Here is a 26,016-nt window from a genome sequence, read left to right on the forward strand (position 1 = left end):
GACCCAGCTCACAGGGCTGTGGATGCTGTTAGCCTCTGCCGAGTGAAACGCCGACACTTTCTTGCATTGACCTCCGCCACGGGGATTGCCGCCGTGGCGCCTGTTCGTCTCGCCGGGGCAAGCGAGCCCGCACCGCCCGAAGGCTACTTCCAGCACTCGGTAGCCTCCGGCGATCCATTGCCGGATGCGGTGATCATCTGGACGCGGCTGACGCCCACCGTCGAGGCTCTCCCGGGCTCTGGTGTGGGACCAGAGGCCGAGGTGGAGTGGGAGGTGGCCACCGATGCGGAGTTTTCCCGGATTGTCACTCGCGGCCGTGCACACACCAGCGCTGAACGCGACCACACCGTCACCGTGGATGTGACCGGCTTGCAGCCGGCCAGCACCTACTTCTACCGCTTCGCTTATGCCGGTCAGTATTCCCGCACCGGCCGCACCCGCACCGCGCCGGCCGCTGGGGCCATGGATCCGGTCCGCTTTGCCGTGTGCTCCTGCTCCAACTACGAGGCGGGCTACTTTCGCGGCTATCGGCACATCGCTGAACGCAGCGACATCGAATTCGTTTTGCACCTCGGGGACTACACCTACGAGTACGAGAGCGGCGGCTACACCGGCGCCTACGGCACCGTGGTGCGTCCCGTACAGCCGCCCCACCGCACCAGAAGTGTGCGTGATTTCCGAATCCGCCAGGGGCATTACAAAAAAGACCCCGACCTGGCAGATCTTCACGCGCGGCTGCCGATGATCTGTATCTGGGATGACCACGAGTTTTCGGACAACGCCTATAAAGACGGCCAAGGCGGCGGCGCACCGGAGTTTGGAGCAGACTATCAGCGCCTGCGCCGCAATGGAATGCAGGCCTATTACGAGTGGATGCCGGTGCGCACCCAGCAGGGCCGCGAGACGATCTATCGCAGCTTCTCTTATGGTGGGCTTTTTGATCTCATTGTTCCCGATCTGCGCACTTTCCGTGACGCGGCCCTCGTACACTTTGGTGACAATAAGCGCGACAGTGATCCTCTCTTCTGGGTGCACGCCAACGACGAGGAACGAACAATGCTCGGCCGCGAGCAATTCGAGTGGTTTACTGACCGCCTCGCCAACTCCACTGCTCGCTGGCAGGTGGTGGGAAACGAGGTGATGATCGCGCCGATGACGCTGCCTGCCGCTATCGATCCCCAGCTGCGCACCTTCTTGCAGCAGCAGGTGGGGCTGCCCGAGGATGGTGTCGCACTGAATACCGACCAATGGGACGGGTTCATGGCGGAGCGCCAACGCATTGTCGACACCATCGTCGGCGCCGGTGGGCGTAACGTGCTCTTTCTCACCGGAGACATCCACAGCAGCTGGGCTAATGATGTTCCGCTCCACCCGCAGCGCTACCGCGACGGTGACCGTCGAGTAGCCGCTACCGAGTTTGTCACCACCTCCATTACCGCTGCGGGGGCCTATGACGCTCTAAGCCAAAAGATCCCGCAGCATGAGGTGGTGAAGAACATGATGCGGGTAGGCGAGCACGCACTCACCGCCATCAATCCATGGTTCAAACGCATCGATTGTTCCCGCCACGGCTACATGGCAGTGGAGATCACCCCGGACTACGCCCACGCAGATTGGGTACTAGGCGATAGCGTGCTCGAACCCGATGCCCCACTCTGGGTAGAAATGAGCTACCGCACCTATGCGGGCAACCCCGGGGCCCAGCCCCACCCCCAGCCCCTCGCCTAGGCGAGGGCACCACGCATACACATCCACGCCGGCCGCAGTACTGCGGCCGCAGACAACCGTTGAAGGAGAATGCATCACTCATGGTGAAGTGCCGTCGAGGTAGCGTCGTCACGCTCGGAGCAATAGTTGCAAGCGCGGCCATGATTGCCACACCGCTGGCGCACGCGGACGTGGCCGAGCCGAGCCCCCAGCCCTTTGGATCTAGCGACTATGTGGGCTATATCTCCGATATCAGCTCCTATCCTGGTGGGATATATCTGCAGCCCATCGCTAGTTTTTGGGATCTTAAGCGCAACCATCCAGAGGTACTGGATGAGAACCTCACCCGCACGATCGCCATCAATAATGCCGCCGCGGACGATCCAGAGCTGATAGCCGCCGCCCAAGAGGGGGCGCTCGCCGATAAGAAAGGGTTGCTGCCAGTGGTTACCGACGCGCTCGGGCCCACCCTGGCGGGGCATGTGCGCGATGCCCTGGCCGAAGGTCGGCTGCCCAAAACAGAGATGTTGCTCGGCCGTGGCTGGCTGGCGCGCGCCGGCGGACTAGCTAGCTCCACCTTCGCGGAAAAGGCCGCCTTCGGCTACGAGCGCCCCTTCGTAGTGGCACCCGATCAGATCAACCGCTACAACCCCGAGGGCGCGCAGCTGTACAAAAACACCAAGTCGTTCCCCTCTGGCCACACCAACCAAGCAACCTGGCACACCACGCTGCTGGCCTACATGCTGCCGGAGTTCGCCCCGCAGCTCATCGGGCGCGGCGCCGAATCCGGCTACCACCGCGTGGTGCTCGGCGTGCACTATCCCCTCGACGTGATCGGCGGTCGCATCACGGGAACGGCAGCAGCCGCCGACCGCCTTAACGATCCACGCATGCGAGCAGCGCTTGACGACGCCGCCGCCGAGCTACGCGGCGAGCTCGAATGGCGCTGCCAATCCACCCTCGCCGACTGTGCCACAGACATCACCCCCACGGACACGGTGCTTGAGACCTACGCCCAACGCCTCGACTACGGCTTTGACCCCGTCTACAACACCGACGCCCCCATGATCGTGCCCCAAGCCGCGCCGGTGCTGCTCGCCTCAGTGTTCCCAGAACTTACATGGGAGCAGCGCGCAGAAGTGCTACGCCGCACCGCTGCGCCCGCCGGCGCCCCGCTGGACGATCAATCCGCTGCCGGCTCATGGCAGCGCATCAACCTCGCCCGTGCAGCCGCCGCGCACGTGCACGTCAACGACGACGGCAGCCTTCAGGTGGAGGGCTAACGGCAAGCATGTTCTAGGTGGAGCGCTGTCTCCACCATATGTGCCATAAGCCGAGGTCAGCGAGGCTTAACCCCGATTGGTCGAGGATGTATTTGGTTCTGCGGCGCACACTGTTGGGATGAACTCCTAATGCAGAGGCGGTGGCCCCCGTGGCAGCGTTATGACTCACAAGAGCAGAAGCGACGTTGGGGCCATCGGGTATATCAGCAAGCACCTTCACCACTTCGCGGACACTATCTTCCAGCTCTTGGTAGGTGAGCTTCGCTGAGGCTCGCTCCAACGGCAAACAATGAGAAAACGTACACACTCCACGGTTGCGCGGCGTGGAATGCGCGGTACGGGCCTCTCGCAGTGCCTGGGCGCCAGCGTCGAGGCGAGTGATGGGATCCGATATTCCAGCAGGATGGGTGAGAGACCGAGCAATCTCGATGACGTGAGGGTTGTCGGTGGTTAAAAACCCAAGCCAGCCAAAGAGAGGGCCCGCCACGTAGGGGACTGCCGCGGAGGAAGCAACGCCGATCGCCGACGCGAATAACTCGGGATCGTGGCCGTCACCAGCAGCGCCCGCAAGAATTAGCCGCATCTTGCTGTCTCGAGCAAATCCTCGGAGGCGCAAACTGTTCTCCAAGGTCATTTGGTCACTGGTTGGAGAACAAAAATTGTGCAGCAGATCGGCCGCTTCAACATGATTGCTTAGTTGTTGGCGGGCTTCATGGGCGCTAATGGTCCTTAGCATGCGGATTGTTGTGCGCGCTGCAACCGAACGTGGGTCGGGATCCATCCCACTACGCAATCCACGGACAAACCAGCGACTAGCCTGACCCTGTTCTACAAAGTGAGCCTGAATGGACCACCTACCAAGGTGAATAGAGCGTGAAGGCAGTGTGCCCGTCATCAACTGACGAGCAATGGTCCGCACAGGTAACTCCCCAACATTGGCGCGCAGGCGTATATGGGAATCAAATGTAGCTACGCTTTCTCCGCTGAGAGCCTTGAACTCCTGGAGCAAACTGAGCTCTGGAGTGTCGGAAATCAGAGTGGGTGAGAGCTTGTCCGTGATTCGTAGTCGAGTTGCCGCGTCGTTCGAGGGACGATCTGTGGCTAAGCGGGCAGCAGCGAGAATCACTGAGCTGGTGGAAACAGAGCGAGGTTTGGTCACTAACGCTCGTTGAACGCTGTGTGCGGTACTAACGAGTTCCGCTTTGTTGTGAGCGTCGTCTGGAATGATGCACGCCGAAGCGGCATGGAGCCTTAAAAACTGGCGGCGTAACGGCTCAGAAGATTCAGGGTCGAGCACGACCACCCATCCATCAGCAGCATCACCGTGAAGATCCTGAACTCCGCATACGCCATGGGCGGTAGTGCTGGAAAACCGTGGAGTGAGAAGAACAAGTTGGGGGACTGCCCCAGCGAGATCGTTGAGCGAAAAGGTCGGCGGAGAAGATGTCATAAGCAGGGGAAAGTGTAAAGATTGTTGCAGTGTGAGCAGGGCAAAGGTGGATATGCCTCAAATTATTCTTCTATGAAGTGGGAATCAACCTTGACGCTCCTAACGCGGCTTTGTCATTGTGACCTATATCGCATATGTCGACACACGGAAGGTGATGCTCATGGCACAAAACAAGCCCTACAGAGTCGCAGTGGATGTTGGTGGCACGTTCACCGATGTTGCAATTATGAACACCGAAACCCAGAAGCTCACAGTGGCTAAAGTCCCATCTACTCCGGATGATCCCATGCGTGCCGTCCTCGATGGATTGGAGCAGGGATCTGTGGAGCTTCAAGAAGTCGAAATGTTCAGCCACGGAACTACAGTGGCAACGAATGCTCTCATCCAGCGGAAGTTCCCACCGGCGGCGTTGGTTACCACCACAGGTTTTAGGGATGCCATCGAGATCCGTGACGGCACCAAAGACGAACTATGGGATGCCTATAGCGATGTTGGAGCCCCCTACATCCGGCGGCGCGATCGCTACGAGGTCGAGGAGCGTATCGATTTCGATGGATCGGTTTTGACTCCTTTGAATGAAGCTCAAGCCCGTAAGGTTGCGGGAATCTTGCGAAGGAAGAAAGTGGAAACCGTTGCGGTCTGCTTCATCAATTCGCATGCTAACGACACACATGAGCGTCGTATGGCAGAGATCTTGCGCGAAGAACTTCCGGATGTCGATGTCTCCACGTCATCAGGAATCTTGCCAGAGATTTTTGAGCACGAGCGCTTCTCCACAACTGTGTCGAATGCAGTTCTGGCGCCTCTAGTCTCCGGCTATGTCAATCGTCTTGCAGATCAGCTTGCCGATGGCGGATACGAGGGGGATTTGCTGCTCCTGCACTCTGGTGGAGGTTCGATGACTCCACCCATGGTGGCAAAGTTTCCGGTGCGTCTGGCGGCTTCGGGAATAGCTGCTGGCGCTATTGCGGTGCAGGATATTGCCGAACGATGTGGATACGCCAATGCCATCGGACTGGAAATGGGAGGAACCTCCACCGACATCTCTCTGGTGTACGACGGGGACATTCGAATCTCCAAGCAGTGGCAGGTGGAATACGGTTTTCCCATTAACTTTCCTTCGATCGAGGTGCTCACGATTGGCGCAGGAGGTGGCTCTTTGGCGTGGATCGATGAAGCAGGCTCTTTGCGTAATGGGCCGCAGTCGGCTGGCGCAGATCCTGGGCCGGTGTGTTACGAACGAGGTGGTACCGAAGCCACGAACACCGACGCCAACGTAGTTCTCGGCAGGCTTGGAACGAACCTTATTGGTGGCGAGTTGACCCTCAACAAAGAGGCGGCAAAGGAAGCAGTGCGTGCCACTGTTGCAGAACCGCTCGGTCTCGAGGTGGATAAGGCCGCAGAAGATATTATTCGCGTCGCCAATGCGAACATGGCTGATGCTGTGCGTCTACTTTCGATTCGCAGAGGCTATGACCCTCGCGACTTTGTTCTCGTGGTGGGTGGTGGCGCTGGTGCGCTCCATGGAGCCGAGGTGGCACGTGACTTGTCCATTCCTACGGTGGTGGTGCCGCCTCATCCTGGGGTTACCTCCGCACAGGGATGCTTGCTCGTGGATGTCCGCCATGACATCAGCCGGATGTATCAGCAGGCAGTTGCAGAGATTAATTCTGAGGAACTGCGCGCTGCGTATCGCGAGTTAGCCAGTGAAGGGCGTGACCGTTTGCTTCATGAGGGTATTCCAGCAGAGTCCATTGAGCTTACGTTCACTGCTTCGATGCGGTACCGAGGACAATGGCGCTCGTTGACCGTCAACATCCCAGAATCTGAGGCGCCCTTAGACGATGCCATTGAGATCTTTCATGAAGAGCACGAACGGGAGTATTCCTTCTCTAATGCAGAAGCGCCAGTGGAGCTGTACCAGATCGGGCTAGTAGCTATAGGCAAGCTAGACAGCCCACCCTTTGCTCGCTTCGACGTCGATGATTACGTTCCTGAGACCCCAAAGGAGAAGCGTGAGGCATTTTTCTCCGCTGCCGGAGGCTGGCTCACCGTGCCTATATATCAGCGAGAGCACCTGCGGGCAGGTGCTCGAATCGACGGTCCCGCAATTATTGACCAGTTTGATGCCACTACCGTGATCCCGCCGAAGGACTCGGCAGAGATCGATGAGTGGGGCAACATCCGAATCCATATCGGCGAGGTCGATTCCACACCAAGCACCTCGGATGAGAAGTAGAGAGGACATCGCAGACATGAATTCTCCGAACAACCGTCGCACCCTAGACCCAGTGACGTTCGAGGTGCTCAAGAATGCTTTTGCTACCTCAGTGAACCTTATGAGTGAGCAGATTCTACGGACGTGTTACTCGTTCGTCATCTACTCCCGAGATTTTTCCTCCGCATTATGTGACGCAGAAGGAAACACTGTCATGCAGGGAGACCAGGATATCGCTGTGCACGTCGGTACTTTGCATTTCCAGTGCAAAGCAGTCATCGAGCAATTTGGTGAGGACATCAATGAGGGTGACGTTTTTGCTATCAATGACCCCTACCTAGGCGGCACCCACATGAACGATGTGTCCTTCATCCGTCCTATCTTCCACGAAGGCGAGCTATTGGCATTCGCGCAAAACAAGGGGCACTGGGCGGACGCAGGAGGCACCGTACCGGGCAGCTTCGACGTTTCTGCGACAGACTTCTACAGCGAGGGACTTCGTATCAGTCCGGTACGTGTGTGGAGCAAAGGGGTGTTCCTCTCGGACGTGGCGCAGCTTCTTGCCCGTAATACTCGTACGCCAGACATCGTGATGGGCGATCTCAAGGCCCAAGCGGAAGCTACCGCGGTGTGCGAGAGAGAAGTGCTGAGGTTGGTGGAGAAGTACGGTCGGGATACTGTTCGCACCGCGCTTCGCGAAACACAAGATTATGTAGAAGACATCGTGAGTGCTCGGGTGAAAGCGCTGCCGGATGGTGAATGGAGCACTGTGGACTACACAGATCTCGACCCAGCGCGCGAAGAAGGCTTGATTCCTATCAAGGTAACGATGCGCATTAAGGACGGGCGCTTGTCCTATTCTCTCGATGGCTCCGCGCCGGCTGTGCAGAGCTTCCTCAACGCCGGTTATGGTTCGGCATTTTCCGGCATCGTTGCGGGGACCAAAACTTTCTTCCCCGACGTGCCATTGAATTCTGGACTGTACCGTGCGATGGACGTGGATCTGGGTCCCGAAGGCACGGTGGTAAATGCGGGTGAACCGCATGCGGTTACGGGTTTTTGTTCTGGCCCGTACGAAAAAATCATGAATGCCGTGTTTGAGCTATGGTCGCAGCTCATGGAAGATCGTGCGCTCGCATGCTCCTTCAACTTGGAGTATTTGCTTATTGGCGGTTGGGACACACGTGAAAGCGAAAAGGGTTCATTCTTCATGTGGTACGACTGGATGGCCGGTGGTTGGGGTGGCCGCACCGATCGTGACGGCTCTTCAGCAACGGCGCCGGTGTTCGGTCCAGGACTCGCAGTGCAGCCCGTTGAGGGACAAGAGCGGCTCTCTCCAGTGATTACTAGTCATCACTCTCTTGTTACCGATTCCGCTGGTCCGGGTAAATTCCGAGGTGGAGTTGGGGTATCGAAGGGCGGAGTACTCACAGACTGCGATAGATCAGTGATGAGCTATTGCTGTGACCGTTCGAGGTCCGTCACATGGGGAATCAACGGTGGACTTCCCTCAAATCCACAAGGCGTTTGGCTCAACCGGGGAACCGAAGACGAGCGATACCTAGGCGCGCTTTTCTCGGGGGTGCAGGTAGGTCCTGGCGATAGTTTCGAACGGCCGTCCTCTGGTGGCGGTGGTTACGGTGATCCCCTTGAGCGTGACCCCAAAGCTGTGCTGGAGGATGTCATCGATGGTTACGTCTCCGTTGAACGCGCAGCAAAGGACTACGGGGTAGTTGTGCGTGTGATCGATGCGGATATCGATAAATACGAGATTGATGACACCGCCACTGCTGATTTGCGTAAGGAGCAGCGCTCTACTCGATCCAGCAAACTGGACGAGGACGCAGAGTCTGTTGCGGAGCGCTATCGACAGGGCGAGCTCGACCAACTTGATCTGGTACGGCACTATGGAGTGATTCTTGATTGGGGGAGTAGCGAGTTGTTGCCTCGTACCACGGAGCAATTTCGTGAGCAGCTGCGTCGCCGCAGCGTGAGCAAGTGGAACTAAGACTCCCTCATCAAACCCCGGCACGATCCCTAGGTTGTGCCGGGGTTATGCTTTTCCCACAACCAGCGGCGCCACCCGGGGTGTCTGGCCCCGCCGCCGCGGATGTGGAAGGAGTGGCTGTGAACAGTGATCCCACGCGTATCCCGAGAGTCCTCGAGGAGCTGCGCCGCACGTGGGAGGCTCAGCCGGAGATGCCGTTTGCTCATCTCCTTCTGGGGCTAAACAGCCAGGGTATTGGCACCTCGAGTACGGATGAGGAGGTGCTTCAGGCGCTGCGGGCGGTGCGCGGCAATCGCCTTCCGGCCCTGCCGAGTGAGTTGGCGGGGAGGCGTTTTCTGCTGCGTTTCGCCGATCATCCGCGTCTGCTTAGCCTGCATGGCTCGACGGTGATCAGCTGGCAGCGCCATAGTTCTTCGCGTGCTTATCGACGCCCCTCTGCCCGCCGCGCCTCCGTCGAGCAGGGGCCGTCCACCCCGATGCGACCCTCTGTGTGGACATTGTCCGAGGTACGCCGCGCCGAGGTGTCCATGCCGCTGATACTGCTGGATACCGAAGGCCTCAGCCATCGTTTGGGTGTGATCGATCGCATCGAGCAATTGGCTGAAGAAGGGCGCAGTCCGCAGGGCCTGAAGCGCCATGAGATCGGGGATGGCTGCTGGTGCATTGATGTGGACGGCGATGTGCGGCTGCAGCTTGGACGCGAGTTGGTGGAGTTTCGCCGCGGGCGGCGCACCAGTTCCACCCGTTTTTATAGCTGGGAGCAGATCATTGCTTGTCGGCCTGGTTCGCAGCTGCGGGTACGCACCGCTGGCGGGGATACCCTCGAGCTCGGGGTTGTGGTGAAATGGGTGCAACTCAGCGATCAGTAGGAGGCGTGAAGATGCGAGCGCGACCGGTCTTTTATTACGACGGCGACTGTGGTTTTTGTCGGGCCTCCGCAATAAAGCTAGCCCAGCTGGCGCCCGAGGTGGCGGTAGAGCCGGCCAGCCCCACAGACGAGGATCTGGCGAAGGTGGTGCGCACAGAAATCACCGACCATGCGCTCTACGCCACGGGGCTGCGGCTCTACCGCGGCAACAAGGCCATCGGGATGGCGCTGCGCCAGCATGGGCGTAGCCTTGGGGCTCGCGTTCTCGGCATGGCGTGCCTGCTGCCGGGGGCGGGCGTGGTGTATCGCTGGGTGGCGCGCAACCGCAGCCTCACCTCGCGTCTTCTGCGCTTATCCTAAAACCTCGCAGGCTCAAGCTAGGCCGACTTTGGCTGCGGAATCATCCCATAGGCGTGCGGCGGTCTCGGAATCGCGCCCCTTGGGCGGCAGCGGGAATCGGCGATTGCGCACATAGTAGCCGCCGGGCTCCACGCCCTGGCCGTAGGGGGTTTCCGCCACATACACCATGCGCTGCGCGGAGGTCTCTGGGGTGTCCATCACTTTTCTCGTGAAGCGATTCTTATACAGCCGCCCCATCCAATTGCTGGCGTCGCGAGCAAAAGCCGTAGACACCACGCCAGGATGCAGCGATATCCCCGAGATTCCTTGATCGCCGAGGCGGCGAGTGATCTCGGCGCAAAACAGCGTGGTGGCCAGCTTGGAATCGGCGTAGCCCTTGCGCCAAGAGTAGTCATTGGTGTGCATGAGGTTATCGAGATCCACCCTGCCGATGAGCGCCGCGATCGAGGAGGTGCCCACCACTCGGCCCTCACCAGCGGCCAGTTGCGGGGCCAGCAGGTTGGTCAGCAGGAAAGGCGCCAGGTGGTTGATCTGATAGGTGCGCTCGTAACCATCCTCGGTGAGCGCGTAATCCTCAAACATCCCGCCCGCATTATTCATCAGCACATCAATGCTCGGGCACTCCTCGGCGATCTCGCCAGCTAGGCGGCGCACCTGGCCAAGCTGAAGATAATCCGCTAGGAAAAAGCTGCAGTCGAGTTCTTGCGCCAGACGCGAGGTTTTCTCCGCACTGCGGCCCACGATCACCACTCGGTGTCCGCGCTGCACCAGCTGGCGGGCGGTGGCAGCCCCCACACCATCACTTGCACCGGTAATCACAATTGTTTTCATGCACTCCAGCCTAATCAGGCGCGCCGGAGGCTGGCTGGGGCAGGGGTGTAAGGGGAAGGCGGCGCCCGAGGTGGCGTCGATAAGCAAAAAAATCCCCGAGCACAGGATGCTCGGGGAGGTAAGGGCGCTATCAGGAGCGGGGACTCGGCGTGTTTTGGGCGATAAGTTGCTCCGCCTCATCCGAATCGGAATCAATATCGACCTCGGTGAGGATCTCAGAGATGAATTCCTTTTCCGGAATATTCGAGTTATAGGCGATCGAGCGCAACTCGCGGGCCTCGGCACGGGTGAGTTTCTCATCAGAGGTCACGTGCTTACTCAGCAACTCGCGGGCGCGCCGGCGCAGCTCGGTTTCTGTCTCCAGATCATCGCGGTGCTTCCACCAAGCCCAACCGATGATGATCATGATGAGAATGCCCATATAGCCCAGGATCGGATAGATCCAGCCGATCAGGTTGGAGAAACCAATGAAGCTCAGCACGAAGCCAATGAGCACAGAAATGCAGTAGGCCTTGTAGAAGTTCTTCGGATTGTTCTTCGTCACGCGCTTAGCGAAGGCGTAGAACATACTGATCGCGGTGTTGTAGATCATGCCGTAAATAGCGAAGGTCATAATCAGACCCAGGGTGGGGTGAATGTTATTGATCATCGCCAGGGTAGGCATATCCGTTTCCATGACCGTGTCCACAGACAGATACATGGAGCCCACCAGCACCGCCAGCAGGAAGAGGAACACAAAGCCGCCGACCACGCCGCCGATACCCACCTCGCGGGAGTCGAGGAAGTTACCGCCGATCACAATCGCCATGGACACCACCACGATCACGTTCAAACCAAGGTTGTTGATCGCGGAGACCCACCAGTTCGGCAGCGTGGTGGGCACCTGGTTAGCCTGCTCGTGCAGGGTGGCGAAATCCGGGTTGGAGTGGAAGATCGTCCACAGGGTGGCGATACTAATCAACACAATGATGAACGGAGTGATCGCACCGATCACGATGGTCACCTTGTCCACATCAAGCAAACCGGTGAGCAGCACCAAAATCAGCATCGATACCGCGCCCACCCACACGGACCAGCCGAACTGCTGCTCCAGGTTGGCGCCCGCACCGGCGAACATGGCGAAGCCGATACAAAACAGCGTGATCATGGTGGCACCATCCAAAATCTTGGAGGTGATCGGACCAGAGATCGCGTCGAAGACGTTGGTGTGTTCCTTGGCGCGGTGGTAGCTACCCAGCTGCAAAATGGTGATACCAGCAACCATCATTGCGAGCGAGGCCAGCACCGCGCCCAACACGCCCCAGTTACCGAAGGCCACATAGTATTGCAGCGCCTCGCGGCCCGAGGCGAAGCTGGCTCCAACCAGCACGCCAATAAAGGCCATGGCGATTTCAAGTGAGCGGCGAATCATCGCTGTTCTCCTTCTTTCACAATGAAGTGAGCAATAGCGGCCAGCTCTTCCTCGCCGCGCTTCATCACGCCGGCAGAGGTGAACAAACCGTGGTGGTAGCCGCGAAGATGTTTGAACTCCACATCCACACCAGCTTTGGCGAGTGCGGCTGCGTACTCAATGCCCTCATCGGCGAGAGGATCATTATCCATGGTGATCACGAACGCTCGCGCAACGCCCTCGGGAAGAGGGTGCAGCAGCGGCGAAAGATCCGGCACCGTGCGATCCTGCCCCTCGGGGAGATAGGTGTCGATGAACCACCGCATGGTGTCCGCGCTCAGCGGGAAACCCGATTCAATGCGCTGATAAGAAGCGCCCTTCTCGGTGCGCTCGGTGGAGCAATCGGTGATGGGATAAATCAGCACCTGGCTATCCACCGCGCCGGTGCCGCTGGCCGCATCCTCGTTAGCGAGCACCGCCGCCAACTGCCCGCCCGCGGAGTCGCCTGCCACGCACACACTGTCCACAGACAGCCCATGCTCGGCGTCCGAATCCAACAGCCAGCGCAGCGCCGCCCGGCAATCATCAATAGCCGCAGGGTAGAGCTGCTCTGGGGCGAGACGATAATCCACCGCCACCGTCGGTAGTCCCGTGAGGACCGCCAAGCGGCGGGCCGCGGAATCATGGGTTTCGAGGTTACCCATCAGCCAGCCACCGCCGTGGATGAACAAGATGGCGCGCCGGGCCTGGGCCGGGTCGGTGCCCTGCGGCAGGTAGAGGCGCACCTGGAAATCATCCACAGTGATGTCGCGGGTGGCGGGATCAGTGGTTTCACTCAGACCATTGGCGGCGCAGCTGGCCACGTAGCGCTCGCGCACCTCGGGGATGGCGAAATTGTGAAAGCCGAGTCCACCGGCCTCACGGAAGGGCTGCAGCGCACGCCAGGCATCAGTGGTGACAGCGCGGGAGCTGTGGTCATCGTTCAGGGTGTGGAACTCGGCAGTCATAGTGTTACTTCACTCCGTAATCGACGAGGTTCAGGGTCTCGGTGAGGGCGTGGTACTCGGCCACATTGCCGGACCAGTTGTTGATCACCTTGCCATCTTCGTTCTTGTACCAGGAGGAACAATCAGCAGAGAAGGCGGACTGTTCCAATTCTTGCTGAATCTCGTCGTTGAAGTGGCGCAGCACCTCCGCCTTCACATCCAGCGGCTGGTCCGGGTGCTGCTGCAGGTGCTCCACAGCCTGGCGGATGTACTTGTTCTGCGCCTCCAGCATGGCCACCACGGAGTGGTGGTTGAGGTTGGTGTTCGGCCCGTAGAGGATGAACATGTTGGGGTAGCCATCCACCGCCATGCCCAGGTAGGCCTCCGGGGAGTTGCCCCAGCGGTCCCGCAGGTCGGTGCCGCCGCGGCCGATGATCGCCAGATCACCCTGGAACTCTTGGCTGTAGAAGCCGGTGCCGAAGATGACCACGTCGAACTCGTGCTCCACACCGTCGGTAGTGCGGATGCCCTTCTCGGTGAAGGACTCGATGGCGGAGGTCTCCAGGTGCACGTTCTCCCGGTTGAAGGTGGGGTAGAACTCGTCCGAACGCAGGATGCGCTTGCAGCCGAAGGCATAGGTGGGGGTGAGCTTCTTCACCAGTTCCGGATCATTCACCTGGCTGCGCAGGTGCTCTATGGCCTGCTCCACGCCTTCCTCGGCGGCCTCGGTGCCCTTGCGGGTGCGCTCGAAGCCGGCCTCGCGGGTGTCGTGGATCTCCTGGCGGATCTCCCGGTAGCTGTCCGGGTTCTCCTTGAACTTCTGCTGCTCCTCCTCAGAGAACACGATCTGGTTGCGGGGCAGGATGTAGTTGGCGGAACGCTGGAACACGGTGAGGTCCGCGGCCACCTTGGCCACCTCGGGCACGAACTGCACGGCGGAGGCGGCGTTACCGATGGCGGCCACCTTCTTGCCGCTGAGGTCCACCGAGTGGTCCCACTGCGCGGAGTGGAACATGATGCCGCCGAAGGCATCCATGTTGGGAAAGTTCGGGATCTTCGGCTTGGACAGCTGGCCCCAGCCGCCCACGAAGGAGCGGCCGTAGTACGCATCGCCCCCGGTGGTGGTGAACTTCCACACATTCTCCTCGTCGAGCCACTCGGCGCGATCCACCCGCGAGTTCAGCTTGATCTTGTCGTGCAGGTCGAACTCGTCGGCCATGGCCTTGAGGTAGCCGAGCATCTCGTCGCGGCCGGCGTACATCCGGGACACGCCAAGGTTGAGGAAGTAGCTGTAGCAGTAGATCAGGGCCTGGGTGTCGCAGGCCGCACCGGGGTAGTCATTGTCGCGCCACACGCCACCGAGCTCGTCCGCGCCCTCCAGGATGAGGTAGTTGTCCACACCATCCTTGGTCAGCTGGGCGCCCTGGCCGAGGCCGCCGTAGCCGGCGCCGACGATAATGGCGTCATAGATATGGTCAGTGATCTGAGACATGAATCTGCTCTCTTTCTCCACTAGTAGATCGGGTGAACTAGTGGCTCGGGTGGTTGTGGTGTTATTCGGCGGTGATTTCGGCGGCCAGGATCTGCAGGCCTTCGCGGAGTAGATCCTCGGGGATCACCAGCGGCGGCAGGAGGCGGATCACGTTGCCATCAAGGCCGCAGGTGAGGATGAGCACGCCCTGCTGCTTGCAGGCGGCGGCCACCTTGGCGGTGAGCTCGGGGTCCGGATCGCCGGCGGAGTTGACCAGCTCGATGGCCACCATGGCGCCACGGCCACGCACTTCGGCTACCACGCCGGTCTCCACCAGCGGCTCGAGTTCCTCACGGATGATGGCCTCGATCTCACGGGCGCGGCTGCATAGGTCTAGCTCGCGGATCTGCTCAATGGCTGCCTGGGAGGTGGCGCAGGCCACCGGGTTGCCGGCGTAGGTGCCGCCCAACGAACCCTGCGGCGGGTTGTCCATGATCTCGGCGCGGCCGGTGACAGCGGAGATCGGCATACCGCCGCCGAGTCCCTTGGCGGTGGTGATCAGGTCGGGCTCGAGCCCTTCGTGGCAGCTGGCGAACCACTGTCCGGTGCGGGCGATACCGGCCTGGATCTCGTCGATCACGAAGACCACATTGTTCTCGCGGCACCACTTCTGCAGCGCGGGCAGGAAGCCCTCGGCCGGCTGGATGAAGCCGCCTTCGCCCTGAATCGGCTCGATCACTAGGCAGGCGGTGTCTTCCGCGCCGATCTGCTGATCAATGACGCGCAGCGTGCGGCGGGCAGCTTCCGCGCCGGAGAGGTGATCGCGCAGCGGGTAGGAGCCGGGCACACGGATCACGTCCGGGGCCAGGGAACCGATGCCGGCCTTGTAGGGCTTGTTTTTGGCGGTCATCGTCATAGTCAGGTTGGTGCGACCATGGAAGGCATCGTCGAAGACCACCACGCGGTTCTTGCCGGTGTAGTTACGGGCGATCTTCACAGCGTTTTCGATGGCCTCCGCACCGGTGGAGAACAGGGCCGTCTTCTTGGGGAAATCACCGGGGGTGATCTCGTTGAGAGTCTCGCATACCTGCACGAATCCCTCGTAGGGGGCGTTGAGGAAGCAGGTGTGGGTGAGGTGCTGCGCGGCCTCGGCGGCGGCGCGGGCCACCGCGGGGTTGGAGGCGCCCACGCTGGTGACGGCGATACCGGAGGCGAAGTCGATGAAGGAGTTGCCATCGACATCCTGCAGCACGCCGCCATCTCCATCGGTGATGTAGGCGGGCAGGCCCGGCTGGAGCGCGCGGGCGCAGTTGTCCCCGCGGCGCGCGTCAAGCTCAACGCTGCGCGGCCCGGGAATAGCGGTATTGACAACGCGCTGCTGCGGCAGGCGGTAGGTGAGGTCTTCCATGATCGGCCTCTTTTCTTTCTTGTGATCCGGGAGGGGATAGCGACGGGGAGGGAAGGGTGAGGTAGAGCGGTAGAGGGGATAGTGGGTGGGAGTGTGCTGGGTGCTTATCGACGCCCACCCGCAGGTGCTTGGCCTTTAGGTGCAGCTGGGCGGCGGGTGGAACACAACGCCCACGAGGTGGGGATTAGTCATCGGCGCCGTCCTTCGGGGTGTTGTGGTGACCGCGGCGGCGCAGGTGCAGAGACTCGTCATTGATCTCAGCGAGTTCGGCAAAGTCGGCGTTGGCGTCTGCGAAGCCTTCCTTCTCATCGATCTCGTCGAAGTGGCGGATGGTGCCGTCGCGCTCGTCCTTGAAGAAGTCGCGGCCGTAGATCACGGCCACCATGAGGATGCCGGCAGCAAAGCCCCACGCGGCCCCCTGGGTGGCGAGCACCCCAGCGGTTACACCGGCAATGCCCAAGTCCTTCTGGTTCTTAGCTTCCATGATGCCCACGCGCACCGAGACAAAGCCTTGGATGATGAGGGTCAGGGCCAATCCCACCGCCAAGATGGGTTCGACGAAGGTGACGATCGGCAGCAAGAGCAGGCCTGTATTGGTGCCCCATCGCAGCGAGCCGGCGCCGCCATAGATGGAGCGCATGGCCCGCTTGCCCTGCTTGTAGCGCTCCACGATCACCACGTGCATGGCCGCCCAGAGCGGGCCGCACATGGCCACATCGGGGCCGATCACGCTCATCACGGCGTTGCGGCCGCCGAACAACAGGTGGGCGCGGTTGGGGTTGTACACCACGGCCTCATCGGTGCGCACGTGGTCGGCTTCCTTGAGCACAGCCTCTGCTTGAAGCACATCGCCAAAGACCACAATGTAGGCGGCCAGCACTGTCGGGATGGCGGTGATAAACATCATCAACGGCGGGAACCCGAGGCCGAAGACGGTGTAGTCGGACCACAGGGTGCCGAAATCGGGAGAGGAGAAGCCCCACTCGATCTCTGGCCATTCGCTCTCGCCCACCAACGGGGCAATGAGCACCGCGGCGAAAATCGAGGGCAAAATGCCCAAAGAGGCGAGGAAACGCCAGCCCACGGCCTTCTTGCGGAGCTCCGCGAAGCTGCGGGAGTACATGAGGTAGAAGGCGATCAGCGCCGCGATGGTGATGGTGATGGGGAAGGCGTGGAAACGGCCGTCATCCTTGAACACACTGATGATCGCGGCGATCCCGGCGCCGAGCACGATGCCGGCCCGAAGCCCCGAGGGCACCACCTTCACCACCCTGGAGGCCAGACCTGTGACACCGAGGATGATGGCGAAGACACCGAGGGTGAACTGGAAGGAGATCAGCGCCCACACTCGCTCGGGTCCCTCCTCAAACTGCTCCACATAGAGAATGAGCAGCGGGATAGCCGGGGTGATCCAGCCAGGGATCACCGGATCGCCGAGCATGTGGTGGAGCAGATAGAACAGGCCGTTGAGCATCACCACGGCAAGAGCCACCTCGAAGGGCATGCCGAGGGCCTGGGTCATCAGCGGGATCGCGCCCAAGTCCACCACGCACATGAACAGTCCCTGTGCGTAGTCCGGCCATTCGATGCGGTAGTGAACAAAGGGCAGACGGATCTGGAAGGGGCCTGCCTTCCAGTGCGGCGACTCAACGCCAATGCCCTCCTCGGGCTCTGTGTGCTCTGTGCTCATGGTTTAGCGCTCCACCTTCACTCCGAGATACTGCAGGCTGGTGTATTCGTCGAGACCTTCGGCACCACCTTCGCGTCCCATGCCGGACTGTTTGACGCCACCGAAGGGGGCGGCGGCATTAGAGATCACACCGGCATTAATGCCGAGCAGGCCGAACTCAAGGCCATCGGAGACGCGCCAGATGCGGTCGATGGACTGGGTGAATAGGTAGGAGGCCAAGCCGTATTCGGTGTCGTTGGCGATCTCGAGGGCCTCCTCCTCGGTGGAGAAGGTGATGATCGGGGCGATGGGGCCGAAGATTTCCTCCTGGGCGGCCCGGGCGCTGCGGGGCACATCCACCAGCACGGTGGGCTGGTAGAAAAAGCCCTCTCCCTCGCCGCGCTCGCCGCCGCAGAGCACGCGTGCGCCCTTGTCGGAGGCATCGCGGACGAGCTCCGTCATGGAGTCCACCGCGGCGGGGTTAATCAGCGGGCCACAGGTGGTGGCGCTGTCCAAGCCGTTGCCTACCTTGAGCTTGTTCATTTCCTCGGCGAGCTTGGTGCCGAATTCCTCGGCCACGCTCTCGTGCACCAGGAAGCGGTTGGCGGCGGTGCACGCCTCGCCGATGTTGCGCATCTTCGCCTGCATGGCGCCGGCGACAGCGGCGTCGATATCCGCATCCTCGAACACGAGGAAGGGTGCGTTGCCGCCCAGCTCCATGGAGGTACGCAGTACATTCTGCGAGGCCAACTCGAGTAGCTTCTTGCCCACACCGGTGGAGCCGGTGAAGGAGATCTTCCGCAGACGAGAGTCCTGCATGATCGGGGTGGACACATCGGAGGGCTTCGCGGAGGAGACCACGTTGAGCACCCCGGCGGGCAGCCCCGCATCCAGCATGGTCTGTGCGAAGTACTGGCTGGTCAAGGGGGTGAGGGCGGCGGGCTTGAGCACCATGGTGCAGCCAGCGGCCACAGCCGGGGCCACCTTGCGGGAGGCCATGGCCAGTGGGAAGTTCCACGGGGTGATGAGAAGACAGGGGCCCACCGGCTTGCGGCGGGTGATCATCTCGAGGGTGCCCTCGGGGGCGGGGAAGCTGCGGCCATAGTCGCGCACCGCTTCCTCGGAGAACCAGCGCAGGTACTCATTGCCGTAGGTGACCTCGCCGCGTGCCTCGGCTAGGGGCTTGCCCATTTCGAGGGTCATAAGGGTGGCGAAGTCCTCGGCGCGCTCGGTGATGAGGTCGAAGGCACGGCGCAGCACCTCGGAGCGGTGCCGAGTAGAGGTAGCGGCCCACTCTGCGGCGGCCTCGCAGGCGGCGTCGAGTGCAGCACGGGCATCGTCTTGAGTGGCGGAGGCAAGGGTAGCGAGAATCTCGCCAGTGGCGGGGTTGTGTACATCGAAGGTGCCGCCATCAGAGGCCTCGCGCCACTCAGAGCCGATGAGAAGTCCGGTGGGGACGCGATCCAACAGGGCGCGGATGGAGTCAGTCATAAATATCGTTGATCTTTCCCGTGAGCTACTAGTCGAACATGATGATCTGGCGCAGTGCCACGCCGTCTTCAAGGGCATCCATGCCCTTGTTGATGTCCTCCAAGTCGATATAGGAGGAGATGAGGCCTTCGGCCTTGAGCTTGCCGGCACGCCAGAGTTCCTCGTAGCGGGGGATATCCTTGGCGGGAACAGCGGAGCCGAGATAGCTGCCGTGGATACGGCGGGCCTCGCCGGTGATCTTCAGCGCGTTGATCACGAGGTCTGCCTCCGGGTGGGGCAGGCCCACGGTGACGGTCAGTCCGCCCATCTTGGTGATGTCATAGGCCGTCTTTAGGGCGGCGGGATGGCCGGCAGCCTCGACGGTGGCGCTGAAGCGCTTGCCGGATTCGATGGCCTCCTCGGGCGTCATCACCGAGGTGGCGCCGAGTTCGAGAGCCTTCTCGCGCTTGGACTCCTGCAGATCAATGCCCACGATCTCCTTCACGCCGACGGCGGCGGCGGTGATGATGGCGGCCATGCCCACTCCGCCGAGGCCGACCACGGCGATGGTGTCCTCAGGGCTGGGCTTGATCTCGTTGAGGATCGCGCCGCCGCCGGTGAGGATGGCGCAGCCGAAGATGGCCGCGATATCGGCGGGCACATCCGAGCCGATAGGAACGATGGACTTGGTAGACACCACGGCGTGGGTGGCGAAGCCCGACACGCCCAGGTGGTGCTGGATGGTTTCGCCATTGCGGGTGAGGTGGCGGGTGCCGGCCAGGAGAGTGCCCTCGTTGTTGGTCTGCGAGCCCTTCTCGCAGGGGATCATGCCGTCGGTGGCGCAGCCTTCACATTCACCGCAGCGGGGGAGGAAGGTCATCACCACGTGCTGGCCTACCTCGAAGTCCTCCACCCCGGGGCCGAGTGCCTCGATCACACCGGCAGACTCGTGACCAAGCAGCATGGGCAGTGGACGGGGGCGGTTGTTGTTGACCACCGAGAGGTCCGAGTGGCACAGCCCTGCCGCGTTGATCTTCACCAAAACCTCTTCAGGCCCTGGCTCGGTGAGTTCCAGCTCTCCGACGGTGATGGGGCGGGACTCAGCGTAAGGGCGGGGGGCTCCCGAACGCTCAAGCACTGCGCCGCGGATCGTACGTGTAGATGCCATGTCCACTCCTTAAGTTGTGACCTCGCACTCAAAAAAGTGCTGTATGTGTGCTACAGGCTACTGAGTTGGGGGTCACAAAAGAAGGGGATGTGGGTGTATATTTCTCTACTTTGCTGCGATGGGAGTGGAGAAAACACCATTTATGGGATGCGGGCTCGTGCTCGACTGGAGCCGCATGCGGGCGAGAATCGGGGGTCGGGTGCCGCTCACGGTCCACCCGTGCCCCACCCCCGTCGGCCTGAGGAAGGCTAGCGCGCTAGTTGCCTGATGCGCAGCGCAAGGTGCACATCGAGGCTGAGGGCGCCGACACTCCAATGGGGGCCCAGCAGGGCATTGATTCGCTCGAGTCGCTGCCGCGCGGTATTGGGGTGGATAAACAGCTGGTTAGCGGTTTCGGTAACAGAGTGGCCGCATTCCAGATAGGTGTAGGCGGTGGTCTCTAGTTCGGTGGAGTTGAGCTGGTCGTAATCCACCAGCGGCGCGATGGTGGAGGAGACTAGGGTATCTACGCTGCGCTGATTCGCCCCCAGCACCAGTCCTAGGGAGCCGAGGTTGGCGGGGGTGATGATCTGGCCGTAGATACCGAGTGCCTTCGCCGCCGCGAGATAATCCATCGCTTGGTCGTGGGCGGTGCTGAATTGTTCCCGCGCCTGCAGTGCGGTGGCGGCGATCGCGACGCGCTCGGTGCGGGCGTAGGCGCACAACTGGTGCAGGCTTCGCTCCAAGGGCTGATCGGTCTGGTGTAGTGCGCACATGTGCTCGTCGTGCCAGGTGATGGCCGTGGTCTCCGGCATGAGGGCGTCGATCTCACGGCGGGAGCTATCGCCGTGGGGCGCGTGCATCACCACGAAGCTCACCCCGCGGGGCCGCTCAAGGTCCACCCCGGTGAGCAGGTGGAGCCGCCGGATCTCCTCGGGGCCGACGGTACCCAAAGCCACGGCGTGTACCAGATCGTCCACCTTGCGGGTCGTGGCGGCCAACACGGATTCCTCGAAGGCGTTGAGGGCGCGAAACACCGCGGCGGCGCGGGTGAGTGCGGTGATCTCGAACTCGCTGGCCTCTTTCTCAATACCGATGCCGCCCACCACCTGTTGGTTGAACACCACCGCCATGCCGCTGCGCTCTTCAGTAACCACCACGTCGGTGGTGGCCTCGCAGCGTCGTTGCACAGCGGCGCGGGCGGGGGATAGCTCCGCGGCGGCGTCGGGGGTGTCATCGATAGACCACACCCAGGCGGCGCAGTCTAGGTGGTGGCTGAGAATATCGGCGATTTGGTGCCGCTGGCTTCTGGAGGTGCGCTGCAGCCGCTGCGCCAGAAGAGACAGCAGCTCGTGATCGATCTCGGAGAGCCGATGCAGCACGCTGATCCGCTCGGTTTGGCTAGCTTGGGCGGTGGTGAGCTCGGTGACTGAGCGGTGGTGCTGCTCAAGGCGCTGGGTGTTTTCCAATGCCACCGAGGTGATCGATCCCAGCAACTCTAGAGCGCTGACCTCATCGTGGGTGTATTTCCGCGGGTTACGGTCAGCCACCATGAGCGCACCGATAGTGCTTCCGCCGATCTCGAGTGGGGCGCCAAGGATCCCACGGATCCCCTCCGCCCGCACCGCGGCATCCACTTCCGGCACGTGTGACACATCGGGGTCGCGCAGATGATCGCTCGTCCACACCGGGCTTTTAGAGGTGGCTACCAGCCCTAGGACGCCTGTGCCCATGGGCATACTGATGGAGCGAAACTCCTCCGAGTTCACCCCGGCGGTGACCAAGATGGAGGTGGTAGCCGTCTTCTTATCGTTGAGGCTGATGTAGCACACGTCCGCATTGAGAATGCTGCGCGCCTCATGCACGATGCTGGAAAACACCGATTCGGTGGCCTCACTGCGATTAAGCATCTGAGACACCCCGAGGATCTCCATGGAGGTGCTGCGCCATTGGCGGTTACGCACCATGATCTCTTCGAGCTCGCGTAAGCGGGCCCGCTGCGAGTCCGAAACCCCAGCCAGTAGCGCCTCTGGTACCCGATGGAAGCGCAAGAGGTGGTCGAGCACCCTATCTACGGCCGTAGCGTCTGCACCCATGTCCCCTCCAATTCGCGCCGGGCGGCTTGTTCCTATTCTGCGCTCGAGCGTAGTCCACGCCCGCATCATGCAGGGGAGGGCTCCTCGCTCTCCGTGGCAAGCTCACCGGAATAGAGGTTGAAACGATCACCGCGGTTGAACCCCACCAGAAGCAACCCAGTATCGCGGGCGAGATCCACCGCGAGGCTGGTGGCGGCGGAAACCGCCACCAGTCCTGAACAGCCGGCGAGCACCGTCTTTTGCACCAGCTCGAAGGAGGCGCGGGAGCTCATCACCATGATGTGGCTCGCCAAGGGAAACTCCATGCCCGCCAGCAGCGCCGCGCCGATCACCTTGTCGCAAGCATTGTGCCGGCCCACATCCTCGCGGATAAACAGCGGCGTGCCATCGGGGGCAAAGAGCCCCGCGGCGTGTATGCCTCCGGTTTTCTCGAAGGCCTTCTGCCCGGTGCGCAGTGCTGCGGGCAGCCCAGCGATCAGCCGCGGGTCGGGGGCAATGGGGCTCATCGGGTGGCGAAGAGTGCGGGTGATCTCCTGGATGGAGTTGGTGCCACACACCCCGCAGGCGCTGGTCATGGTGCCTAAGCGAGGACGCAAAGGCAGCAACCGCTTCAGCGTGCACTCGAGCACGTTATAGGTGTTGGCGCCGTCCTCGCCGGTCGCCCCCGCGCAGTAGCGTGCCTCTGTCACGTCTTCGGCGCTGGTGATCAGCCCCTCGCTGTAGAGGAAGCCGTGCATCCACTCGATATCGTTGCCGGCGGTGCGCATGGTGGTGGTGTAGGTGTTTCCGCCCACCCGCAGTTCGAGGGGTTCTTCCACCGCCACCGCATCGCTGCGCTGGTTGAAAAAGATCTCCTCCTCACGCAGCACTACCCGAGTGATGCGGGGATTATCAATGATTCTTCCCACTTCTGTGTCAACCCCCTCGCGCCCACGGTGGGCGCAGCGCCGCATTTAGCATGAGCATGCCCACCGTTCGCGTACTGCGTTAGTTCTCGATCAATCCGATAAGCCGCTCGGCGCGCTCGCGCACCGCGTCCGCCACCTGCTCGGGGTCGAGCTCGCGGGAGTCAGATCCGGTGTCTGCGCCCACTGCCAAGCCGAGTAGGAAACAGCTCAGCGGCGCGCCGGGCCGGCTGGGCCCGTGAGCGATGCGGCCGGTAAGGCCGAGGAGCTGGTCGGAGTTATCGCGGGCGAGCGCGGTATCCAGCCCCAGCTCGGAGCACACTTGCTCAAGCCAGCGCTGCATCGCGGCCATCTTCTCTGGGTCGTCCTTCTTGGACTGTGAGGATGGAGCGTTAGTCACGCGCACTCCTTCCCAGTGGCTCGATGAATACGCGGCAGGACTTAGACACCGGGGTGTGGGAAATGTGGGCGCGTGAGTCCAAAGGCACCAGCACGTTCGCCTCGGGGAAGTAGGTGGTCACGCAGTCCTTGGCCACGGGGAACTCCACGATGCGGAAGTTCGGGGCGCGGCGCTCACCGTCGGCGTAGCGGGAAACCAGGTCCACCAGATCGCCGTCGCGGACACTGCGCTCGCGGGCATCCTCGGGGTTCATGAACACTACGCGGCGGCCGTTCTTGATGCCGCGGTAGCGATCGTCCAGCCCGTAAATGGTGGAGTTGTACTGATCGTGCGAGCGCACGGTGTTCATCAGCAGCTCGCCCTCGCGCAGCTCGATCACATTGGTCTCGTTGACGGTGAGGTGGGCCTTGCCGTCGGAGGTTTTAAATTCGCGCTGGCGGGGGCCGTTGGGTAGCAGGAAGCCACCTGGGTTTTCGATGCGCTTGTTGTAATCATCGAAGCCTGGGATGGTGGCCTCGATGTGGTCGCGGATCACCGAATAGTCATCGATCATCGGCTGCCACCACGCATCGCCGCAGACCATCTTGCCGATGGTGCCCAAGATCTCGATCTCGCTGCGCAGCGAGAGATCATGGTTGGCGGTGCGATGCCCCTCGGAGGCGTGCACGGCGCCGGCGGAATCCTCCACCGTGACCTTCTGCGGGCCCGAGGGCTTGGTGTCCACATCGGTGCGGGCCAGCACCGGCAGGATGAGGGACTTCTCGCCGGGCCATGCGTGCGAGCCATTGGGCTTGGTGGACAGATGCACGGTGAGCTCATTGGATTGCATGCCCTGTTCCACCACGGAGGTATCCGAGGCCACGCGCACCAGGTTGCCGCCGAGGGAGAGGAAGAACTTGGTCTTTCCATCGCGCATTGCCTGCAGCGATGGCACTGTGCCCAAACCATCCTCGGCGGGGCAGTCGAAGCCGAAGCGCTCTTCCAGTGCGAGGCGGAAAGGCTCCTTGATCTTCTCCCACACGCCCATGGTGCGATCGCCCTGCACGTTGGAGTGGCCGCGCAGTGGTGCGGTGCCGGCTCCTGGCTTGCCGATATTGCCGGTCAGCAGCAGGAAGTTAACCATCTCGCGGATGGTGTAGACCGCATTTTCATGCTGGGTCACGCCGAGGGTCCAGGTGAGCACCACGGTGCGTGCTTCCTCCACCATGTCGGCGGCCTTCTTGATATCGGCCACGCTCAGTCCGCAGCCGCGCAGCAGCTCTGCATCGTCCAAGGAGTTAAGGTGGTCGATCGTTTCTTCCACTCCAGAGCAGAAGGTATCGAGGAAGGTGTGATCTAGGGCGTCGCGGCGGATGAGCTCCTTGTTCAGGGCCTGGAAGAAGGCACGGTCACCATCGAGGCGGACCTGGAGGAATTCGTCCGCCAGCTTGGTGGGCTTGCCCACCAAAGAGGTGGGATCCTGCGGATCGCGGAAGCCCTTCAGTCCGGTCTCCGGCATGGGGTTAACGGCGAGAATCTTGCCGCCATTTTCCTTGCACTTGGAGAAAGCGCCGAGCGCACGCGGGTGGTTGGTGCCCGGGTTCTGGCCCACGGAGATAATCAGATCGGTGCGCGAGAAGTCCTCGATCACCACCGAGCCTTTGCCTAAGCCGAGTGTCTCACCGAGCGCGGCGCCGGTGGAATCGTGGCACATGTTGGCGCAGTCGGGAAGGTTATTGGTGCCGAAGCGCCGAGCCAGCAGCTGAATCATGTAGGCGGACTCATTAGAGGCGCGACCCGAGGTGTAGAACACGGCCTCATCCGGGTGGATGGTGCTGAGCTTATCCGCGATGAGAGAGAAGGCATCCTCCCAAGAAATGGGACGGTAGTGCTCATCGCCGCTCGAGCGATCGTAGAGCAGCGGCTCGGTAATGCGGCCCTGCTTGCCCAGCCAATAGTCGGTTTTCTCCCGCATCTCGGGCACGGTGATGGAGGCCCAAAAATCACGATCGGCGCGCTTCGGAGTGGTCTCCTCCGCAATAGCCTTTGCGCCGTTTTCACAGAACTCTACAATGCCAAGCTCGTGCTGCGGCGGCTCGGGCCAAGCGCAGCCGGGGCAATCCACACCGCCGGGCTTGTTCATGGTGATGAGCGGGAGTAATCCGCGATTCGGCAGCGCGTGCTGCATCGCGTGCGCAACACCAGGCACGCCCGCGGCATAGGGCTTGGGCTTGCCGGTCGACTCAGGATTATCAAACTCGTTCGCCACGGGGTTGACGGGCGCAGGCTTGAAACCGCCTGCGGGAGGGCGGAAACCAGAATCAATGTGTGCGATAGTCATGCCCATAAGTATATAAGTCCGCGTGATAC

The 26,016-nt window shown here is 61.5% G+C and carries 19 protein-coding genes; 6 read left to right on the forward strand and 13 right to left on the reverse strand.

Annotated features, from left to right (window positions below; all coding sequences use genetic code 11):
- The first annotated feature begins 42 nt into the window (after window positions 1–42).
- On the forward strand, window positions 43–1,728 hold the full coding sequence (locus CCICO_RS01500) for an alkaline phosphatase D family protein (RefSeq protein WP_167540128.1): 1,686 nt from the start codon (window positions 43–45) through the stop codon (window positions 1,726–1,728).
- A gap of 140 nt (window positions 1,729–1,868) precedes the next feature.
- On the forward strand, window positions 1,869–2,990 hold the full coding sequence (locus tag CCICO_RS01505; protein ID WP_018018687.1) for a phosphatase PAP2 family protein: 1,122 nt from the start codon (window positions 1,869–1,871) through the stop codon (window positions 2,988–2,990).
- 13 nt (window positions 2,991–3,003) lie between these two features.
- On the opposite strand, the gene CCICO_RS01510 is transcribed toward CCICO_RS01505, so the two are convergent.
- Window positions 3,004–4,440, reverse strand: a complete 1,437-nt coding sequence (locus tag CCICO_RS01510; protein WP_156809787.1) for a CdaR family protein — start codon at window positions 4,438–4,440, stop codon at window positions 3,004–3,006.
- Between the two features lie 160 nt (window positions 4,441–4,600).
- Between CCICO_RS01510 and CCICO_RS01515 the strand changes: the two genes are divergently transcribed.
- From CCICO_RS01515 to CCICO_RS01530, 4 genes are read left to right on the forward strand one after another with little or no spacing between them, the layout of a single operon-like run.
- Complete coding sequence (locus CCICO_RS01515; RefSeq protein WP_040357335.1) at window positions 4,601–6,679, forward strand: hydantoinase/oxoprolinase family protein; 2,079 nt, start codon at window positions 4,601–4,603, stop codon at window positions 6,677–6,679.
- A gap of 16 nt (window positions 6,680–6,695) precedes the next feature.
- Complete coding sequence (locus CCICO_RS01520) at window positions 6,696–8,666, forward strand: hydantoinase B/oxoprolinase family protein (protein WP_026161271.1); 1,971 nt, start codon at window positions 6,696–6,698, stop codon at window positions 8,664–8,666.
- A 47-nt stretch (window positions 8,667–8,713) separates the two neighbouring features.
- Window positions 8,714–9,535, forward strand: coding sequence for a hypothetical protein (locus CCICO_RS01525; protein ID WP_156809788.1), 822 nt, complete (start codon window positions 8,714–8,716; stop codon window positions 9,533–9,535).
- An 11-nt stretch (window positions 9,536–9,546) separates the two neighbouring features.
- The gene (locus CCICO_RS01530; RefSeq protein WP_018018692.1) at window positions 9,547–9,894 is read left to right on the forward strand and encodes a DCC1-like thiol-disulfide oxidoreductase family protein; all 348 of its coding nucleotides are present in this window, start codon (window positions 9,547–9,549) and stop codon (window positions 9,892–9,894) included.
- Window positions 9,895–9,906: 12 nt separating this feature from the next.
- Here CCICO_RS01530 and CCICO_RS01535 read toward each other — a convergent pair whose 3' ends face one another.
- From CCICO_RS01535 to CCICO_RS01590, 12 genes are all read right to left on the reverse strand, one after another.
- Window positions 9,907–10,725 (reverse strand): SDR family NAD(P)-dependent oxidoreductase, encoded by an 819-nt coding sequence (locus CCICO_RS01535; protein ID WP_026161272.1) that lies wholly within the window; start codon window positions 10,723–10,725, stop codon window positions 9,907–9,909.
- Window positions 10,726–10,855: 130 nt separating this feature from the next.
- Window positions 10,856–12,136: a YkvI family membrane protein gene (locus CCICO_RS01540; protein WP_018018694.1), complete on the reverse strand. Its 1,281-nt coding sequence runs from the start codon at window positions 12,134–12,136 to the stop codon at window positions 10,856–10,858.
- On the reverse strand, window positions 12,133–13,122 hold the full coding sequence (locus CCICO_RS01545) for an alpha/beta hydrolase (protein WP_018018695.1): 990 nt from the start codon (window positions 13,120–13,122) through the stop codon (window positions 12,133–12,135). Before CCICO_RS01545 ends, CCICO_RS01540 begins: the two co-directional genes overlap by 4 nt.
- Before the next feature lie 4 nt (window positions 13,123–13,126).
- Window positions 13,127–14,593 (reverse strand): flavin-containing monooxygenase, encoded by a 1,467-nt coding sequence (locus CCICO_RS01550; RefSeq protein ID WP_018018696.1) that lies wholly within the window; start codon window positions 14,591–14,593, stop codon window positions 13,127–13,129.
- Window positions 14,594–14,654: 61 nt separating this feature from the next.
- The gene (gene gabT / locus CCICO_RS01555) at window positions 14,655–15,980 is read right to left on the reverse strand and encodes a 4-aminobutyrate--2-oxoglutarate transaminase (RefSeq protein ID WP_018018697.1); all 1,326 of its coding nucleotides are present in this window, start codon (window positions 15,978–15,980) and stop codon (window positions 14,655–14,657) included.
- Window positions 15,981–16,164: 184 nt separating this feature from the next.
- On the reverse strand, window positions 16,165–17,670 hold the full coding sequence (locus tag CCICO_RS01560; protein WP_018018698.1) for a hypothetical protein: 1,506 nt from the start codon (window positions 17,668–17,670) through the stop codon (window positions 16,165–16,167).
- Between the two features lie 3 nt (window positions 17,671–17,673).
- Entirely contained in the window at window positions 17,674–19,140 is a 1,467-nt protein-coding gene (locus tag CCICO_RS01565; RefSeq protein WP_018018699.1) for an NAD-dependent succinate-semialdehyde dehydrogenase, read from the reverse strand.
- Between the two features lie 28 nt (window positions 19,141–19,168).
- Window positions 19,169–20,287 carry an alcohol dehydrogenase catalytic domain-containing protein gene (locus tag CCICO_RS01570; protein ID WP_018018700.1) on the reverse strand — a complete coding sequence of 373 codons (1,119 nt, stop codon included), beginning with the start codon at window positions 20,285–20,287 and terminating at the stop codon, window positions 19,169–19,171.
- A 248-nt stretch (window positions 20,288–20,535) separates the two neighbouring features.
- A complete protein-coding gene (locus CCICO_RS01575) occupies window positions 20,536–22,362 on the reverse strand; it encodes a helix-turn-helix domain-containing protein (protein WP_018018701.1) in 1,827 nt (608 codons plus the stop codon).
- A gap of 65 nt (window positions 22,363–22,427) precedes the next feature.
- Complete coding sequence (gene fdhD / locus CCICO_RS01580; RefSeq protein WP_018018702.1) at window positions 22,428–23,270, reverse strand: formate dehydrogenase accessory sulfurtransferase FdhD; 843 nt, start codon at window positions 23,268–23,270, stop codon at window positions 22,428–22,430.
- Window positions 23,271–23,349: 79 nt separating this feature from the next.
- Window positions 23,350–23,667, reverse strand: a complete 318-nt coding sequence (locus tag CCICO_RS01585; RefSeq protein ID WP_018018703.1) for a DUF6457 domain-containing protein — start codon at window positions 23,665–23,667, stop codon at window positions 23,350–23,352.
- Window positions 23,660–25,993, reverse strand: a complete 2,334-nt coding sequence (locus CCICO_RS01590) for an FdhF/YdeP family oxidoreductase (RefSeq protein WP_018018704.1) — start codon at window positions 25,991–25,993, stop codon at window positions 23,660–23,662. The genes CCICO_RS01585 and CCICO_RS01590 overlap by 8 nt, the downstream gene beginning before the upstream one ends.
- Window positions 25,994–26,016: the final 23 nt, after the last annotated feature.

The sequence above is a fragment of the Corynebacterium ciconiae DSM 44920 genome (genome assembly GCF_030440575.1).
Classification (GTDB): Bacteria; Actinomycetota; Actinomycetes; order Mycobacteriales; family Mycobacteriaceae; genus Corynebacterium; species Corynebacterium ciconiae.

Bases quoted from the DNA above. Each gene is read 5' to 3' on its own strand.
- CCICO_RS01505 (WP_018018687.1), top strand. From the start codon at position 1,869: ATGATTGCCACACCGCTGGCGCACGCGGACGTGGCCGAGCCGAGCCCC.
- CCICO_RS01510 (WP_156809787.1), bottom strand. From the start codon at position 4,440: ATGACATCTTCTCCGCCGACCTTTTCGCTCAACGATCTCGCTGGGGCA.
- CCICO_RS01515 (WP_040357335.1), top strand. From the start codon at position 4,601: ATGGCACAAAACAAGCCCTACAGAGTCGCAGTGGATGTTGGTGGCACG.
- CCICO_RS01520 (WP_026161271.1), top strand. From the start codon at position 6,696: ATGAATTCTCCGAACAACCGTCGCACCCTAGACCCAGTGACGTTCGAG.
- CCICO_RS01525 (WP_156809788.1), top strand. From the start codon at position 8,714: ATGCTTTTCCCACAACCAGCGGCGCCACCCGGGGTGTCTGGCCCCGCC.
- CCICO_RS01530 (WP_018018692.1), top strand. From the start codon at position 9,547: ATGCGAGCGCGACCGGTCTTTTATTACGACGGCGACTGTGGTTTTTGT.
- CCICO_RS01535 (WP_026161272.1), bottom strand. From the start codon at position 10,725: ATGAAAACAATTGTGATTACCGGTGCAAGTGATGGTGTGGGGGCTGCC.
- CCICO_RS01540 (WP_018018694.1), bottom strand. From the start codon at position 12,136: ATGATTCGCCGCTCACTTGAAATCGCCATGGCCTTTATTGGCGTGCTG.
- CCICO_RS01545 (WP_018018695.1), bottom strand. From the start codon at position 13,122: ATGACTGCCGAGTTCCACACCCTGAACGATGACCACAGCTCCCGCGCT.
- CCICO_RS01550 (WP_018018696.1), bottom strand. From the start codon at position 14,593: ATGTCTCAGATCACTGACCATATCTATGACGCCATTATCGTCGGCGCC.
- gabT (WP_018018697.1), bottom strand. From the start codon at position 15,980: ATGGAAGACCTCACCTACCGCCTGCCGCAGCAGCGCGTTGTCAATACC.
- CCICO_RS01560 (WP_018018698.1), bottom strand. From the start codon at position 17,670: ATGAGCACAGAGCACACAGAGCCCGAGGAGGGCATTGGCGTTGAGTCG.
- CCICO_RS01565 (WP_018018699.1), bottom strand. From the start codon at position 19,140: ATGACTGACTCCATCCGCGCCCTGTTGGATCGCGTCCCCACCGGACTT.
- CCICO_RS01570 (WP_018018700.1), bottom strand. From the start codon at position 20,287: ATGGCATCTACACGTACGATCCGCGGCGCAGTGCTTGAGCGTTCGGGA.
- CCICO_RS01575 (WP_018018701.1), bottom strand. From the start codon at position 22,362: ATGGGTGCAGACGCTACGGCCGTAGATAGGGTGCTCGACCACCTCTTG.
- CCICO_RS01590 (WP_018018704.1), bottom strand. From the start codon at position 25,993: ATGGGCATGACTATCGCACACATTGATTCTGGTTTCCGCCCTCCCGCA.